Here is a 16692-nt window from a genome sequence, read left to right on the forward strand (position 1 = left end):
CGTTGGTAGTACAGGCCTGGCTTAACGCCCACGGCCTTAAAACAGCCACGCCGCCCTCCATCAGAACGGGCAGCGTGCTAAATTATTTTCGGGCAAACGCCTGACTGAGTGTCCAGAGCTCACGGCGCTCGTCGGCGCTCAGTCCCTGGGTGCGTTCACGCGCTATCAGAAACTCCAGACGCTCTTCCAGAGCTGAGTCGTAGACGCTGGCCAGCGAGTCCTGAAACACCGCTTCGGCTTCTTCATCTACTATCATGTGGTTCCAGATCGCCAGCGTTTCAAGCGTCTGACTAAAATTTGTTCCGCGATATAACTCTAGTAGCTGTCCGGTGGTCAATCCAGGATTCTCATTACAGCGACCGACTAATTCAATAAACAGCGGTAAACCCGGCATTTTTGACTCAGACAGCCCGTCAAGCGAAGGCACCATCGACGCCAGCTGCGGGTTCTGTATCAGTAACGCAATCAGCACGCGCATGGTGGTACGCTTAAGCGGCGGGGCAACCGGCGCCGTTCCGCTTGTGGCCAGCTTTGGCATCAGCTTTTCAAGCTGATTGTCATCGAGAATACCCAGTTTATTCCCCAGCTCCTGACGCATATAAATACGTAAGGTCTCACCAGGGATCTGCGTAATCAGCGGTAAAGCCAGCGTGCTCAGGCGCGCTTTACCGTCGCGTGAGCTCAGATCCACCTGCGGCAGCAGGCTATCAAACAGAAACGAAGAGAGCGGCATTGCCTGCTCCATCCTCGCCTCGAAAGCGGCTTTACCCTCTTTGCGGACCAGCGTATCCGGATCTTCGCCATCGGGTAAAAACATAAAGCGTAGCTGACGACCATCATTCATGTAAGGCAATGCGGTCTCAAGCGCACGCCATGCTGCTTCACGTCCGGCCCGGTCGCCGTCGTAACAGCAGATCACGGTGTCGGTACTGCGGAACAGCAACTGAATGTGTTCAGCCGTGGTGGAGGTGCCCAGCGACGCAACGGCATAATCGATGCCATACTGCGCCAGCGCAACCACGTCCATGTATCCCTCGACCACTAACAGGCGGGCGGGTTCAGGATGATTTTTTACTGCTTCATACAGGCCATAGAGCTGGCGGCCTTTATGGAAAATCGGTGTTTCCGGCGAGTTCAGGTATTTCGGCGTTTCGTTACTCAGGACACGTCCGCCAAAACCGATGACGCGGCCACGCTTATCGCGAATCGGAAACATGACGCGGTCGCGAAACCGGTCATAGGTACGGCCTTTGTCATTGCTGACCAGCATGCCCGCTTCCATCAGTGACTCGCGGTCTTCGGATTGCTTGCCAAAACGCTTGAGAACGTTGTCCCAGCCGGCGGGGGCATACCCTATCGCAAAGTGATCGATGATTTCGGCGCTCAGACCGCGACGATCGAGATAGTCGCGGGCTGGCTGCGCGCTGGACTGCTGCAGGCTCTGCTGATAAAAACCGTTCAGGCTCTCCATCAGCTGATACAGGCTCTGGCGCTGATGGCGTTCCATCTGGCTGGGCCCGCTGCCTGCTTCATAAGGCACGTCTAAACCGTGGGCGGTGGCTAACTCTTCGATACTCTCAACAAACTCCAGACGATCAAAGTTCATTAAAAAGTCGATGGCATTGCCGTGTGCGCCACAGCCGAAACAGTGATAAAACTGTTTTTCGCCGTTTACGGTGAAAGAGGGGGTTTTTTCATTGTGGAAAGGACAGCACGCGTGGAAATTCTTACCCTGCTTTTTCAGCTTAACGCGGGCATCGATAAGATCCACGATATCCGTGCGGGCAAGTAAATCGTTGATAAATACGCGTGGAATTCGTCCAGCCATACGCCCCGGTTTTTCAGCTCATAAACGGCAACAAGCCGCGCTTCCTTTCGGAAAGCACGGCCTTTTACTTGACTCTGTCTGCGTGAATCACGCGGTGGAGGCGAACCTCCGGAACGACTTAGTACAGACGAGTGCGGCGTGCGTTTTCGCGAGCCAGTTTCTTGGCGTGACGCTTAACTGCTGACGCTTTAGCGCGCTTACGTTCGGTAGTCGGTTTTTCATAGAACTCACGACGACGAACTTCAGCCAGAACGCCTGCTTTCTCGCAAGAACGTTTGAAGCGACGCAGTGCTACGTCAAATGGCTCGTTTTCACGTACTTTAATTACCGGCATGTAACTCTCACCTCGATAAAATTCGGTTTTGCTGCTGACTGCGGCGCCAGCACATTTCAAAATGGTGCAGCATTTTACTCCAACCCAGGTTGGTTTGTAAAGCACCATGGACAATTTGAAACCAACAGGAGCGTTTGCCTGTGCGGCTGCCGGTTTTTCCAGGGGCGGGAGTATAGCGCACTCTTTAGCCGACAGAAAATGACTTTTTACGCGGGATGGCCGCGCTGCATCTCCCATTGCTGTGATAAACTGCGCGCCGCAAGAATGAGGTGATGCAATGCGAATTCTGGGTATTGAAACGTCGTGCGATGAAACCGGCATCGCAATCTATGATGACGAGGCCGGATTACTGGCTAACCAGCTCTACAGCCAGGTTAAAGTGCACGCAGATTATGGCGGTGTGGTGCCGGAACTGGCCTCACGCGATCACGTGCGTAAAACCGTGCCGCTGATTCAGGCGGCGCTGAAGGAAGCCGGTCTGGCACCACAGCAGATCGACGCGGTGGCCTACACCGCCGGGCCAGGACTGGTCGGTGCGCTGCTGGTCGGGGCGACGATTGGTCGCGCACTGGCGTTTGCCTGGAAAGTGCCGGCGGTGCCGGTCCACCATATGGAAGGTCATCTGCTGGCTCCGATGCTGGAAGAGAATCCACCGGCATTTCCGTTTGTCGCGCTGCTGGTGTCGGGCGGACATACTCAGCTGATCAGCGTCACCGGCATCGGGGAATATCTCCTGCTGGGTGAGTCGATTGATGATGCGGCAGGTGAAGCCTTTGATAAAACGGCGAAGCTGCTAGGTCTCGACTACCCGGGTGGGCCGATGCTCTCCAAAATGGCGCAGCAGGGCACGGCGGGGCGGTTCACCTTCCCGCGTCCGATGACCGATCGTCCGGGGCTGGATTTCAGCTTCTCCGGGCTGAAGACCTTTGCCGCGAACACCATTCGCGCTAATGCGGATGACGATCAGACCCGAGCCGACATCGCCCGCGCCTTCGAGGATGCGGTGGTGGACACGCTGGCGATCAAATGTAAGCGCGCACTGGATGAGACCGGCTTTAAGCGTCTGGTGATTGCGGGCGGCGTCAGCGCCAACCGGACGCTGCGCGAGCAGATGGCGGTCATGATGCAAAAGCGCGGCGGCGAAGTCTTCTACGCCCGTCCTGAGTTCTGCACCGACAATGGTGCGATGATCGCGTATGCGGGCATGGTGCGACTGAAAGGAGGAACGCGCGGGGGGTTAGGCGTCAGCGTGCGGCCGCGCTGGCCGCTGGCGGAACTGCCCGCCATCTGATGTGAAAAAAGCCGGCTTGCCGGCTTTTTTTATGGCTGAGATTTCTTTTTGCGCTTCCAGATCTTGCCTTCCTGTCCCCGCCACAGCCGCTGAATATTATCGTGATGACGCAGCAGGATCAGACAGGAGAGCATGGAAACCGGGAAGGTAAACTGCGGTTTGAACCACCAGACGTAAAACGGCGCGATCAGCGCGCTGACGATAGCGCCCAGTGATGAGTAGCCGCTGAGCAGAACCGTTAACAGCCAGGTGCCGGTGACCAGGCCGGTCAGGTCCCAGCCAATGGGCGCGATGGCACCGAATGCCGTCGCCACCCCTTTTCCGCCGCGAAAGCGAAAGAACACCGGATAGATATGACCCAGGCAGGCGGCAATCGCGGTGAGGCCAAGATACAGCGGGGGAACGTGCATCAGCCAGGCCAGCCAGACCGGCACCATCCCTTTCAGCACATCAAACACTAATACGGTGGCGGCTGCGGCTTTACCGCCCAGGCGCAGCACGTTGGTCGCCCCCGGATTGCCGGAGCCGTGTGTGCGGGGATCGGGCAGGCCAGCGAGTTTACAGACCAGAATGGCACTGGAAATCGAACCGCAAAGATACGCGAAAATAATCATACCAAGCGCGAAAGCACTCATAACACCGTACCGTTCCCTTCAGGGTCGTTTTGATCTCTTCAACCGTGGATAATACGCATAATCCGCCGGAAGTGGTATCCGGCTTAACCAAAAACAGAGAGTCTTATCATGGATATCGTATTTATAGAACAACTCACGGTGTTCACCACCATTGGCGTTTACGACTGGGAACAGGGCATACAGCAGAAGCTGGTGCTCGATGTCGAAATGGCCTGGGATAACCGGCTGGCGGCCAGCAGCGACGATGTGAAGGACTGCCTCAGCTATGCCGATGTCTCCTCGGCCATTCTGACGCACCTGACCGGCAGCCGTTTCGCCCTGGTGGAACGGGTTGCTGAAGAAATTGCGGATCTGTTGATGAACCGTTTCAATTCGCCTGGCGTACGCATAAAGGTCAGCAAACCGGGCGCGGTGGCCCAGGCGGCGCAGGTTGGCGTGCGAATCGATCGCGGGACTATTCCTAAATAAATACGATGTGATTGCCATCACAATGAAACCAAACCAAATTACTGTCTGTCATAGCCTGTACCGATGCGTGACAGCAGGCGAATCGGTTTAGACCTTAAGGTTTACTTCAGGCTAACAGCGGCATGATTTCAGGCGATAGCAGCGCGCTACCGCCTTTTTAATGGTTTTGAAACGGATAGAGGGAACATTTGATGGCAGATATTCATCAGCTTTGGGTAGCTGCAATCCTGGGCGTTGTGGAAGGGCTGACCGAATTTTTACCGGTCTCTTCCACAGGGCACATGATTATAGTGGGTCACCTGCTGGGCTTTGAGGGTGAAAAAGCCGAGACCTTTGAAGTTGTGATCCAGTTAGGATCGATTCTGGCCGTAGTGGTGATGTTCTGGCGCCGTCTGTTCGGGCTGATCGGCATCCACTTTGGCGAAGTGAAACATGAGGGTGTCGGCAGCGGTCGTCTGTCGCTGATCCATATTCTGCTGGGCATGGTGCCGGCAGTCGTTGTGGGTCTGGTGCTGCACGATCAGATTAAAACGCTGTTTAATCCGATCAACGTGATGTACGCGCTGGTGGTCGGGGGTGTGCTGCTGCTGGCCGCCGAGTTCCTGAAGCCAAAACAGCCGAAAGCCGTGGGCGTCGATGATATTACCTATCGTCAGGCGTTTATGATTGGCTGCTTCCAGTGCCTGGCGCTGTGGCCTGGCTTCTCCCGTTCCGGAGCCACTATCTCTGGCGGGATGCTGATGGGCGTGAGCCGTTATGCCGCGTCGGAGTTCTCCTTCATCCTGGCCGTGCCAATGATGATGGGCGCGACCGTGCTGGATATGTACAAGAGCATCGGCTTCCTGACGATGGCCGATTTCCCGATGTTCGCGGTGGGCTTTGTGACGGCATTTATCGTGGCGCTGATTGCGATTAAAGCCTTCCTTGAGCTGATCAAACGCATCTCTTTTGTCTCGTTCGCCATCTACCGCTTTATCGTCGCGGCAGCGGTCTACATGGTCTTCATGTAAACCGCAGGCAGACTGCTAGTCAGTCTGCCCGATCGCCAGACCCTGCGCGACGGCGTCAACCCGTCGTCGCGTTAACTCCTCCCGCACTTCCGCACCTTTAAATCCCGCCTCGATCACGGCTTTAGTGGGAACCGCCTGTGCCAGCGCAAAAGCACGGCGCAGATAGTCACCCTGCGGATAGGCCATACTCTCCAGCCCGGCACGCCCGCGTGCGTCCGCTTCACTGGTCAGCGCCATCTGTTCGACGCGCTGCGGCTTGCGCCACGCATCAATCCGGTCGAACAGCGCCACCAGCGACGCCGCGGATTGCCGCTCAATGGTGTGCACTACGTCGTGAAATTCGGTCACGATCAGGGCCAGATCGCGAATCGCGTTGGGCACCCGCAGCCGCTGACACAGCGCCTCAACCAGCGGCACACCCGCCAGACCATGACCATGATGGCTGGGCCACCGCTCAGGCGGCGTCAGTGCCTTACCGACGTCATGGAACAGCGTGGCGAAGCGCACCTCGATCTCTCCGGAGAGCGCGGCAGCCATCGCCAGCGTCATCAGCGTGTGAATGCCGGTGTCGATCTCCGGGTGCCACTTCGCAGGGGCCGGGATGCCAAACAGATTGTCCAGTTCGGGGAAAAGCACCTTCAGCGCACCGCAGTCGCGCAGTACCTGAAAATAGACCTGCGGATTACGGGTGCTGAGCGCTTTTTCCGTCTCCTTCCACACCCGCTCAGCCGTAAGATTTGCCAGCTCTCCGCTCTCCGCCATCTGCTGCATCAGCTGCCGGGTTTCAGGGGCGATACGAAAGTTGAGGTGAGCAAAACGCGCCGCAAAGCGCGCGACCCGCAAAACCCGCAGCGGGTCTTCACTGAAAGCCGCAGAAACATGGCGCAGCAGGCGCTGAGCGATATCACGCTGGCCGTTGTAGGGATCGACCAGCTCGCCATGCTCATCCTGCGCAATAGCGTTAATCGTCAAATCGCGCCGCTGTAAGTCCTGCTCCAGCGTCACGTCGGGAGCAGACCAGGTCACAAATCCGGTATAGCCTTTCCCGTTTTTCCGCTCGGTTCGTGCCAGCGCATACTCTTCGCGGCTGACAGGATGCAGGAAAACGGGAAAATCGCGACCGACCTGCTGATAGCCCTGCTCCAGCATGGCTTCAGGCGTGGCACCGGTCACCACCCAGTCTTTGTCTGTAACCGGCAGATTCAACAGCGCATCACGCACCGCACCGCCAACAAGAAACGTCTTCACGTAAAACTCCAGAGAAAAAGAAATGATCGGCACGCCGGGCGCATCCCGCGCCTGAAATCAGCGGTGCATCTGGTTTTATTGTTGCACAGATTGCCCGGATTGCAGACATGCCAAAGGGGGGATCGTCTGATCCCCCCTTTAAAACCGGCAGAATGCGGTCAGTTCATCCAGCGATCGCTTTTCTTGCGGCGCGGCAGCATGTGCGGCAGTAACAGACCCAGCAGCAGGCCGACGCCCAGCACGCCGCCGCCATACATAAACCACTGCATGATGATGGTACGCTGCTTGTCATCCAGCTGAACGTTGGCGGCGCTGACTTTCTTCTGCGCGACGATCAGCTCATTTTTCAGCTTCTGATTTTCGTCTTTCAGCCCGTTGATGACACCGTCGCTGCTGGCGACTTTGTTCTGCATCTCGGCGGTGCGCTGGTTCCAGCTGTTGTCGATGTTATCCAGCTTGGCGGTCAGATCTTTGACCTGCTGCTCAAGCTGCGGCACCCGGGTGCGCAGGCTCGGATTTGCGCTGAGCTGCGACAGGGGGATCCAGGTGGTACGGCCTTCCGAATCGCGGATCTGGCCATAATGAGTATCATTGTTGGTCTGTAACAGCTGCACCTCTTCCCCGGCGTTCAGCTTACCGAGCAGGCGGAACTGGTCGCCGGGGCCGCTGCGCACCCAGGTCGAGAGTTCATCAGAGACATAGCGTTTTTCGTCGGCGTGGGCAGGTGCAAGGGTGCTGAGGGCCAGCAAAGTGATTCCAGCGAGTGTGATTTTTTTCATTCGATTTCGTTTGGCTTAATCTGACTAAAAATTTACCGGCACAGTCTGGAGAGGCCCCGCATAAATCTGAATGAGAACTATCCTGGTCTCATGGGAGTGCGAAAAGGTCTGCAAAGCGCAAAGAAAGCAGAGACAGCGCCGCTTCTGTGCATTAATCTTCGCCTCATAACCCCTTGCCCTCAGGCGACAGCGTAACCAGCCTGCTGATAATCGCCTGAAATATGCAGGAAAAACCCTCTTAAGTGCCAGCGGCGTAGTGAATAAAAAATTATGACCATCGAAATCGAACTAAAGTTCATTGCAACTCCACAAGCAGCCGGGAAACTGGCTGAGTACTTCTCCACTTTGCCGCATCAGCATCAGGCGGCCCGTGAACTGACCAACATCTACTTTGAGACCGATGACAACCAGCTGCGACGCTGGGACATGGGCTTACGCATTCGTGGCATCGATAAACAGTATGAGATGACCCTGAAGGCCGCGGGGCAGACGCTGGGCGGACTGCATCAGCGCCCGGAATACAACGTTGAACTCAGCGAACCGGTGCTCGATATTGCGCGCCTGCCCGCCACGATCTGGCCGCAGGGCACCGATGTCGCGGCGCTCCAGTCGCGCTTACAGCCGCTTTTTACCACCCATTTCCAGCGCGAGATCTGGCTGATTACCGCTGGAAACAGCGAAATTGAAGTGGCGTTTGACCAGGGCGAGGTGTCGGCCGGTGAGTTCAGCGAACCGCTGTGCGAGGTCGAGCTTGAGCTGAAGCGTGGCGAACGTCAGGATCTGCTGACCTTTGCACAGCAGCTGGTGGCGCAGGGGGGGCTGCGGATGGGCAGCCTGAGTAAAGCCGCCCGGGGTTATCAGCTGGCGCAGGGAAATCCGCCGCGCCTGATCAAACCGTTCCCGCTGCTCAAAGCGGGGGCGAAAGCCACCGTGGAGCAGGGGATGGTCGCCGCCATGTCGGCGGGCCTCAGCCACTGGCAGTATCATGAAGAGGTCTGGCTGCGGGGCAACGCGGCAGCACAGGATGCGGTGCGCGAAGCGCTGGATCTGCTGCGCCAGGCGTTCAGCCTGTTTGGTGCGCTGGTGCCACGCAAAGCCAGCAGCGCGCTGCGTCAGCAACTGACCACGCTGGAAGAGACGCTGGTGAATGAAGAGCAGGCCGCTGCTGCCTTCTGTCTCTCTTTACTCTCCGTTGAGACCCAGCTGGCTCTGACGCACTGGCTGGCGGAATCTCAGTGGCGTCAGTGGATCGACGCCAAAGGGGAAACCAAGCTACAGGGCTCCTTTAAACGCTTCAGCGACATCATGCTGAGCCGCGTGAATGCCGATCTGAGAGAGACCTTCAGCACGGTGAAACAGCCGAACGAATATCAGGACAAGGCGACCCGTCTGGCGCGTCAGCTGCTGACGGTTCACCTGCTGGCCGGATCCTACGCGCCTGAAACCGTCGCCAGCTGGCTGGAACCCTGGCAGCAGCTGCTGTCAGCCATTCATGAAAAGCAGGAGTCGGGCTTAGCCTGGCTGGCCTCGCAGGCAATGAAACAGTCGCCATTCTGGCTCACCAGCGGCACAGGCCGCTAACCGCTTTCAGGTCACGCCATCAAGGAGGGCGTTATGTTGTCAGCACTTCCCGCATTGTTACGCGATCAGGCCGAAGAGGCCGCCCGCCAGCTTGGGGTGCCGCTGGCCTCGCTCAGCCCGGAGGAGGCTGCCGGGCTGGCTTTCAGTGATTTCGTGCTGGAAAACCTGCAACAACATCCCGACTGGTGGCAGGCGATGCGCGACCAGCCGCCGCAGCCTGATGAGTGGCAACACTATGCCGCATGGCTGAACCAGGCGCTGAGCACGGTTGACAGTGAAGCGAGCCTGATGCGGGAACTGCGGCTGTTTCGTCGTCGTATGCTGGTGCGGGTTGCCTGGATGCAGGCGCTGCAACAGGCCACGACCGTACAGAGCCTGCAGCAGCTCAGCGTGTTAGCGGAAGTGCTGATCAGCCGGGCGCGTGACTGGGTCTGGCAGGCCTGCTGTCATGATTTCGGCACACCCTGCAATGCCGATGGTGAGGCACAGCCGCTGCTGATCCTGGGAATGGGCAAGCTGGGCGGCGGCGAACTCAATTTCTCCTCTGATATTGACCTGATTTTTGCCTGGCCAGAAAACGGCACCACGCGTGGCGGACGGCGTGAACTCGACAACGCGCAGTTCTTTACCCGCATGGGGCAGCGGCTGATCAAAGTGCTCAATCAGCCCACCATGGATGGCTTTGTTTATCGGGTGGATATGCGGCTGCGCCCCTTTGGCGACAGCGGCCCGCTGGTGATGAGCTTTGCCGCGCTCGAAGATTACTACCAGGAGCAGGGGCGCGACTGGGAGCGCTATGCCATGGTCAAGGCGCGGCTGATGGGTGATGACCAGGATCGCTGGAGCCTTGAGCTGCAGCAGATGCTGCGGCCCTTTGTTTACCGGCGCTATATCGACTTCAGCGTGATCCAGTCGCTGCGTAACATGAAAGGGATGATCAGCCGCGAAGTGCGGCGACGCGGACTGAAAAACAACATCAAGCTGGGCGCGGGCGGCATTCGCGAAACCGAATTTATCGTGCAGGTGTTTCAGCTGATTCGGGGCGGACGTGAGCGCTCACTTCAGCTGCGTGCGCTGCTGCCAACGCTGGAGGCGATTAAAACGCTGGCTCTGCTCCCTGCTGAACAGGTCGATGCGCTGCGCGAGGCCTACCTGTTTCTGCGGCGGCTTGAGAATCTGCTGCAGAGCCTGGGCGATGAGCAGACACAGACCCTGCCGGAGGATGCGCTGCATCGCGCCCGGCTGGCATGGGCAATGGATTGTGCCGACTGGGCGACGCTGATGACGCAGCTCGACAGTCAGATGGCGGCCGTGCGCACTATCTTTAACGAGCTGATTGGTGAGGACACCCCAGACATCGACGACCAGCGTGAGCTGGCGGAGTTTCAGGTTCTGTGGCAGGACCAGCTGGAGGACAGCGAGCTGGCTCCGCTGGTGCCGCAGCTCAGCGACGATCAGCGGCTGTCACTGCATCAGACGCTGGAAGCTTTTCGTCAGGACATCAGCCGGCGCACCATCGGCCCGCGTGGCCGTCAGGCGCTGGATCAGCTGATGCCGCGGCTGCTGAGCGAAGTCTGCCTGCGCGAAGACGCGGCGGTCACGCTCAGCCGTGTGACGCCGCTGCTGCTTGGCGTGCTGACCCGCAGCACCTATCTGGAGCTGCTCACCGAATATCATGGCGCGCTGCGTCATCTGATCCGGCTGTGTGCCGCCTCACCGATGGTGGCCAGCCAGCTGGCACGTCACCCCTTGCTGCTGGATGAGCTGCTCGATCCCGCCACGCTCTATCAGCCCACCGCCACCGACGCCTATCGTGACGAACTGCGACAGTATCTGCTGCGTATTCCCACTGAGGATGAAGAGCAGCAGCTGGAAGCGGTGCGGCAGTTTAAACAGGCTCAGCATCTGCGTATTGCCGCCGCCGACATCGCGGGCACGCTGCCGGTGATGAAAGTGAGCGATCACCTGACCTGGCTGGCGGAGGCGATTATCGACTCCGTGGTGCGGCAGGCGTGGACGATGATGGTGCAGCGCTATGGCCGCCCCTCGCACCTGACCAGCGAACATGAGCGCGGCTTTGCCGTGCTGGGCTACGGCAAGCTGGGGGGCTGGGAGCTGGGTTACAGTTCTGACCTCGATCTGGTCTTCCTGCATGACTGCCCGGCAGACGCGGTGACTGACGGCGAGCGCAGCATCGATGGCCGTCAGTTCTATCTGCGTCTTGCTCAGCGCATCATGCATCTGTTCAGTACCCGCACCGCCTCCGGCATTCTCTATGAAGTGGATGCGCGGCTGCGTCCTTCCGGTGCGGCGGGCATGCTGGTCAGTACCTTTGACGCCTTTGACGACTATCAGCGCAACGAAGCCTGGACCTGGGAGCATCAGGCACTGGTCCGGGCACGCGTGGTATTTGGCGAGGCGGCGCTGGGGGAACGGTTCAATGCCATTCGCCGGGCGATCCTCTCGCAGTCGCGCAGCGCGGAAGCCCTGCAGACCGAAGTGCGTGAGATGCGTGAAAAGATGCGCACTCACCTCAGCAACAAGCACAAAGGTCGCTGGGATATTAAAACGGACGCGGGCGGCATCACCGATATTGAATTCATCGCGCAATATCTTGTCTTACGCTACGCCGCTGAGCAGCCTGAACTCACCCGCTGGTCAGATAATGTGCGCATTTTTGAGCTGATGGCGACGTACCACAAAATGGCCGCCGATGAAGCGGAGGCGCTGACGCAGGCTTACGTTACCCTGCGCGACGCCCTGCACCATCGCGCGCTGCAGGAGCTGCCTGGCCACGTGGAGCCAGAGGCCTATGGCGCGGAGCAGCAGACAGTGCTGAGCAGCTGGCAGCGCTGGCTGGTAACGCCTGCGTCTATCCTGGCGTGATGCTGATAGCACAAATCGCAACTGTGCTATCATCCGCGCACTATTTTTAATGCAGTCTGGAGTGTCTGGAATGAAAGTGACTCTGCCCGCGTTCGGTCAAGCCTCAGTGCTGGTCGTCGGCGATGTAATGTTGGACCGCTACTGGTATGGCCCAACCAGCCGTATCTCCCCTGAGGCACCGGTGCCGGTGGTGAAAGTGGACACGGTTGAAGAGCGTCCTGGCGGCGCAGCAAACGTGGCGATGAACATTGCAGCACTCGGTGCCGCGTCACGCCTGATTGGCCTGACCGGCGAAGATGATGCGGCGCGCGTGTTAAGCAGCACGCTGAAAGATGTCAACGTACACTGTGACTTCGTGGCGGTTAAAAGCCATCCGACCATCACCAAACTGCGCGTGCTTTCCCGCAATCAGCAGCTGATCCGCCTCGACTTTGAAGAGGGCTTTGATCAGGTCGATCCGGAGCCGATTCATCAGAAGATGCGCGAATCCCTGGTGGCTGCCGGTGCGCTGGTGCTATCCGATTACGCCAAAGGCGCGCTGGAAAGCGTGCAGACCATGATTACTCTGGCGCGTGACGCCGGTGTGCCGGTTCTCATCGACCCGAAAGGCACCGATTTTGCCCGCTACCGTGGCGCGACGCTGCTGACGCCAAACCTTTCAGAATTTGAAGCCGTGGTCGGCAAATGCAAAAGCGAAGAGGAGATTGTCTCGCGCGGCATGCAGCTGATTGCTGATTTCGATCTCTCTGCGCTGCTGGTGACCCGCTCCGAGAATGGCATGACGCTGCTGCAGCCAGGCAAAGCGCCGCTGCATCTGCCGACTCAGGCGCAGGAGGTCTATGACGTGACCGGTGCCGGCGATACGGTCATTGGCGTACTGGCGGCGGCACTGGCGGCAGGCGATTCACTGGAAGAAGCCTGTTTCCTCGCTAATGCAGCGGCCGGTGTCGTGGTCGGCAAACTGGGAACCTCGACGGTCAGTACCGTTGAGCTGGAAAACGCCATTCATGCCCGACCGGAGCAGGGGTTCGGCATCATGACGGAAGCGCAGTTAAAAGCCGCCGTTGAGATGGCGCGCCGCCGCGGTGAAAAAGTGGTGATGACCAACGGGGTGTTCGACATTCTGCATGCCGGTCATGTCTCTTATCTGGCGAACGCCCGCAAACTCGGCGATCGGCTGATTGTCGCGGTTAACAGCGATGCGTCAACCAAACGTCTGAAAGGGGAGAGCCGTCCGGTCAATCCGCAGGAAAATCGCATGATTGTTCTCGGTGCGCTGGAAGCGGTCGACTGGGTGGTGCTGTTTGAAGAGGACACACCGCAGCGGCTGATCGCCAGCATTCTGCCTGACCTGCTGGTCAAAGGCGGCGATTACAAGCCGGAAGATATCGCGGGCAGCAAAGAGGTGTGGGCAAATGGCGGCGACGTACAGGTGCTGAACTTCGAAGACGGTATCTCGACCACCAACATCATCAAAACCATCCGCAGCAGCTGACAGCGGTATTAAGCGGGAGCCGTGCTCCCGCTTAACGGCTTATTCTGGTTTGTTATCCGCAGCAGGTTTCACGACATCGGCAGCCGGTGTTGATACCGGTGCTGCTGCAGGGGAAGTCGCTACAGATGACGGCGGGGTAACCGGCGCAACAGGGGCAACTGGTGCGGTCGCGGTCGGCGGCGTACCTGCTGATGAACCCTGACTTTCCAGCTGGGCCAGACGCTGCTCCAGTGCCGCCATTTTCTCACGCGTACGCAGTAACACCTGCGTCTGCACATCAAACTCTTCACGGTTAACCAGATCCATCCGGGTCAGCTGCGCCTGGAGAACCTGACGAATTTTCTTTTCGACATCATCGCCAAACTCGCGAACGCCTTTAGGCATCGCGTCGTGAACCTGGCGGGCAAGTTGTTCAATTTTTTTCGTGTCGATCATGATGATTTCCTGGTTACGGGAGCTGTGTCAGCGTGTTTACCAACGTAATAAGTGTTAAGTGTAATGCCAGAAATGAAAAGGATAAACCTCAAATCGGTAACGCAGAAAATGCAAAAGCAATTGCGCTATTGATGATTGCCGCTACAAACGATCGGCGTTATAGTTGATTTGCTTATTCTCAGGGCGGGGCGCAATTCCCCACCGGCGGTAAATCAGCCTCGGCTGAAAGCCCGCGAGCGCTTTATTCCACTGAAAAGCGGGGTAAAGGACAGCAGATCCGGTGCAATTCCGGGGCCGACGGTTACAGTCCGGATGGGAGAGGGTAACGACACCTGTCGGACAATTGTGTCTGCATCACGTTATTGCCACGTCTTTTTGACGTCACTCCTAAGCATGCCCTGATTCTGGTAACCCATACATTTTAAGGTTTTTATTACCATGAATCAGACGCTACTTTCTGAATTTGGCACGCCTCAACAGCGTGTAGAACGTGCTATCGCCGCCCTGCGTGAGGGACGCGGTGTGATGGTGCTCGACGATGAAAATCGTGAAAACGAAGGCGATATGATCTTCGCCGCAGAAACCATGACCGTTGAACAGATGGCCCTGACGATTCGTCACGGCAGCGGCATCGTGTGCCTCTGCCTGACCGAAGAACGTCGTCAGCAGCTCGACCTGCCAATGATGGTGGAGAACAACACCAGCTCGTTTGGCACCGGCTTCACGGTGACCATCGAGGCTGCAGAGGGTGTCACCACCGGCGTTTCTGCTCAGGATCGTATTACCACGATCCGTGCGGCGATTGCTGATGACGCTAAACCCACCGATCTGCATCGCCCTGGCCATGTCTTCCCGCTGCGTGCGCGTGAAGGTGGCGTCTTAAGCCGTGGCGGTCATACCGAAGCGACCATCGATTTAGTGACGCTGGCCGGCTTTAAGCCCGCAGGCGTACTGTGTGAACTGACCAACGACGACGGCACTATGGCGCATGCGCCTGAGGCGATTGCGTTCGCGCGTCAGCACAACATGCCGGTGGTGACCATTGAAGATCTGATTGCCTGGCGTCGTGAACACGAGACGCGTCACGCCAGCTAGTCGGTGACCGTCAAAAACAGGTCACGCATCGTGACCTGTTTTCCTTTCTGAGTTATTCAAATTTTCTGATGATCATCATCACGCTTATCAGCGTGCTAACGTCGGGAATGCGCGTATCGTAGTGGCTATCACCTAACCGATCCCGGGGGATCACGAATGAGCCAGTTACGCATGCCGGCGCTGTTTTTGGGCCACGGCAACCCAATGAATGCCCTTGAAGAGAACCGTTATACGGCCGCCTGGCGCCATGCAGGTGAGACTCTGCCACGCCCGCGGGCGATTGTGGCGGTCTCTGCGCACTGGTATACGCGCGGTACGGCGGTAACAGCGATGGCTTCCCCCAGAACCATTCATGATTTTGGCGGCTTTCCGCAGGCGCTGTTTGACACCCGCTATCCTGCACCGGGCTCGCCTGAGCTGGCGCAGCAGCTGGTGGAGCAACTGGCACCGGTGGCGGTAACGCTGGATCATGAATGGGGGTTCGATCACGGTTCCTGGGGCGTGCTGATTAAGATGTACCCGCAGGCCGATATTCCGGTGGTGCAGCTCAGCATCGACGGCACAAAACCTGCTGCATTTCACTTTGAGATGGGGCAGAAACTGGCCGCACTGCGCGATCAGGGCGTGATGATCGTCGCCAGTGGTAACGTGGTGCATAACCTGCGTAAGGTGCGCTGGGGAGGCGGTGACGAGGTCTATCCCTGGGCCAGCCGCTTTGAGCAGTTTGTCCGCGATAACCTTGAGGTGCAGAGCGATGCCGCTTCCCATCCGCTGGTGAACTTTATGACGCATCCTGATGCGGCCCTGGCTAACCCGACGCCTGAGCACTATCTGCCGCTGCTCTATGTGCTCGGTGCGCGTCAGCCGGATGACGCCATCACCCTTCCGGTTGAGGGGATGGAGATGGGTGCCATCAGCATGTTGTCGGTTCAGGCAGGTTAGGGCTGCTGAGAGAAAACAGGCCAGAGGCTGGCCTGTTCTTGTCGCGCTGCGTTAACCGATAAACGCGTGCGGATAGAAACGCGAAAGATCCTGAGTGATCAGCTCGCGATCTTCACGCAGGCCGATACCGGCGGGTTGATCGTCAATCAGCCAGCTGCCGATCAGCGTGTAGCTGTCACCAAACTTAGGCAGCGGATGAAACTGCTGGACGATCATTCCCTCTTCACCGTAAGGCCCGTCGACGCGGGCGATCTCCTGACCCTTCTCGATGATGCGGATGTTCGCGCCCTCGCGGGAAAACAGCGGCTTAACCACATACTTTTCCATCGGCGGGACATCATCTTCCGCGAACCAGGCGGGCAGCAGATTAGGGTGATTCGGGAACATCTCCCAGAGCATCGGCAGCAGGGCTTTGTTCGACAGAATGCTTTTCCAGGCCGGTTCGAGCCAGCGCACGCCAGCATCAGCCAGCTTGGTGGAGAACATCTCACGCAGCATAAATTCCCACGGATAGAGCTTAAACAGGTTGCTGATCACCTGATCCTGGGCATCGGTAAACTCGCCTTTTTCTCCCAGGCCAATTTCATCAATGTAGAGAAATTCAACCGGCAGACCCGCTTCGGTCGCGCAGTCCTGAAGATACTGCACCGTGCCGCGATCTTCTT

General features: G+C 58.0%; 15 protein-coding genes and 1 riboswitch. Of the genes, 8 read left to right on the plus strand and 7 right to left on the minus strand.

Annotation, left to right across the window (positions count from 1 at the left end):
• Positions 1 to 82: 82 nt before the first annotated feature.
• Together dnaG and rpsU are read right to left on the minus strand one after the other, a co-directional pair.
• Positions 83 to 1828, minus strand: a complete 1746-nt coding sequence (gene dnaG, locus CKF42_RS10390; protein ID WP_009087304.1) for a DNA primase — start codon at positions 1826 to 1828, stop codon at positions 83 to 85.
• A gap of 118 nt (positions 1829 to 1946) precedes the next feature.
• Positions 1947 to 2162, minus strand: a complete 216-nt coding sequence (gene rpsU / locus CKF42_RS10395) for a 30S ribosomal protein S21 (protein WP_001144069.1) — start codon at positions 2160 to 2162, stop codon at positions 1947 to 1949.
• 277 nt (positions 2163 to 2439) lie between these two features.
• On the opposite strand from rpsU, the gene tsaD reads away from it, so the two are divergent.
• Positions 2440 to 3453 carry a tRNA (adenosine(37)-N6)-threonylcarbamoyltransferase complex transferase subunit TsaD gene (tsaD, locus tag CKF42_RS10400; protein ID WP_046102564.1) on the plus strand — a complete coding sequence of 338 codons (1014 nt, stop codon included), beginning with the start codon at positions 2440 to 2442 and terminating at the stop codon, positions 3451 to 3453.
• Positions 3454 to 3482: 29 nt separating this feature from the next.
• Here tsaD and plsY read toward each other — a convergent pair whose 3' ends face one another.
• Complete coding sequence (gene plsY / locus CKF42_RS10405) at positions 3483 to 4088, minus strand: glycerol-3-phosphate 1-O-acyltransferase PlsY (RefSeq protein WP_111208132.1); 606 nt, start codon at positions 4086 to 4088, stop codon at positions 3483 to 3485.
• Positions 4089 to 4196: 108 nt separating this feature from the next.
• On the opposite strand from plsY, the gene folB reads away from it, so the two are divergent.
• Positions 4197 to 4556, plus strand: a complete 360-nt coding sequence (gene folB / locus CKF42_RS10410) for a bifunctional dihydroneopterin aldolase/7,8-dihydroneopterin epimerase (protein ID WP_111208133.1) — start codon at positions 4197 to 4199, stop codon at positions 4554 to 4556.
• 191 nt (positions 4557 to 4747) lie between these two features.
• Complete coding sequence (gene bacA, locus CKF42_RS10415; protein ID WP_009087300.1) at positions 4748 to 5566, plus strand: undecaprenyl-diphosphate phosphatase; 819 nt, start codon at positions 4748 to 4750, stop codon at positions 5564 to 5566.
• A 15-nt stretch (positions 5567 to 5581) separates the two neighbouring features.
• On the opposite strand, the gene CKF42_RS10420 is transcribed toward bacA, so the two are convergent.
• Both CKF42_RS10420 and CKF42_RS10425 read right to left on the minus strand, forming a co-directional pair.
• Positions 5582 to 6814, minus strand: a complete 1233-nt coding sequence (locus CKF42_RS10420) for a multifunctional CCA addition/repair protein (protein WP_111208141.1) — start codon at positions 6812 to 6814, stop codon at positions 5582 to 5584.
• Between the two features lie 158 nt (positions 6815 to 6972).
• Complete coding sequence (locus tag CKF42_RS10425; RefSeq protein WP_009087298.1) at positions 6973 to 7593, minus strand: TIGR04211 family SH3 domain-containing protein; 621 nt, start codon at positions 7591 to 7593, stop codon at positions 6973 to 6975.
• A gap of 270 nt (positions 7594 to 7863) precedes the next feature.
• On the opposite strand from CKF42_RS10425, the gene CKF42_RS10430 reads away from it, so the two are divergent.
• From CKF42_RS10430 to hldE, 3 genes are all read left to right on the plus strand, one after another.
• Positions 7864 to 9174 (plus strand): inorganic triphosphatase, encoded by a 1311-nt coding sequence (locus CKF42_RS10430; protein WP_111208134.1) that lies wholly within the window; start codon positions 7864 to 7866, stop codon positions 9172 to 9174.
• Between the two features lie 33 nt (positions 9175 to 9207).
• Positions 9208 to 12060, plus strand: coding sequence for a bifunctional [glutamate--ammonia ligase]-adenylyl-L-tyrosine phosphorylase/[glutamate--ammonia-ligase] adenylyltransferase (gene glnE / locus CKF42_RS10435; protein ID WP_111208135.1), 2853 nt, complete (start codon positions 9208 to 9210; stop codon positions 12058 to 12060).
• A gap of 70 nt (positions 12061 to 12130) precedes the next feature.
• Positions 12131 to 13555 carry a bifunctional D-glycero-beta-D-manno-heptose-7-phosphate kinase/D-glycero-beta-D-manno-heptose 1-phosphate adenylyltransferase HldE gene (gene hldE, locus CKF42_RS10440; RefSeq protein ID WP_009087295.1) on the plus strand — a complete coding sequence of 475 codons (1425 nt, stop codon included), beginning with the start codon at positions 12131 to 12133 and terminating at the stop codon, positions 13553 to 13555.
• Positions 13556 to 13594: 39 nt separating this feature from the next.
• On the opposite strand, the gene CKF42_RS10445 is transcribed toward hldE, so the two are convergent.
• The gene (locus tag CKF42_RS10445) at positions 13595 to 13990 is read right to left on the minus strand and encodes an accessory factor UbiK family protein (RefSeq protein WP_111208136.1); all 396 of its coding nucleotides are present in this window, start codon (positions 13988 to 13990) and stop codon (positions 13595 to 13597) included.
• Between the two features lie 170 nt (positions 13991 to 14160).
• A riboswitch (FMN riboswitch) is annotated at positions 14161 to 14318 on the plus strand.
• Positions 14319 to 14428: 110 nt separating this feature from the next.
• Here CKF42_RS10445 and ribB point away from each other — a divergent pair.
• Positions 14429 to 15085, plus strand: coding sequence for a 3,4-dihydroxy-2-butanone-4-phosphate synthase (gene ribB, locus CKF42_RS10450; protein WP_009087293.1), 657 nt, complete (start codon positions 14429 to 14431; stop codon positions 15083 to 15085).
• Positions 15086 to 15241: 156 nt separating this feature from the next.
• Positions 15242 to 16027 carry a 4,5-DOPA dioxygenase extradiol gene (gene ygiD / locus CKF42_RS10455; RefSeq protein ID WP_009087292.1) on the plus strand — a complete coding sequence of 262 codons (786 nt, stop codon included), beginning with the start codon at positions 15242 to 15244 and terminating at the stop codon, positions 16025 to 16027.
• Between the two features lie 51 nt (positions 16028 to 16078).
• Here ygiD and CKF42_RS10460 read toward each other — a convergent pair.
• A partial coding sequence (locus CKF42_RS10460) for a glutathionylspermidine synthase family protein (protein WP_146239931.1) occupies positions 16079 to 16692 on the minus strand: 614 nt, incomplete at its 5' end.

This window comes from Pantoea sp. ARC270, assembly GCF_003236725.1.
Lineage (GTDB): Bacteria > Pseudomonadota > Gammaproteobacteria > Enterobacterales > Enterobacteriaceae > Pantoea > Pantoea anthophila.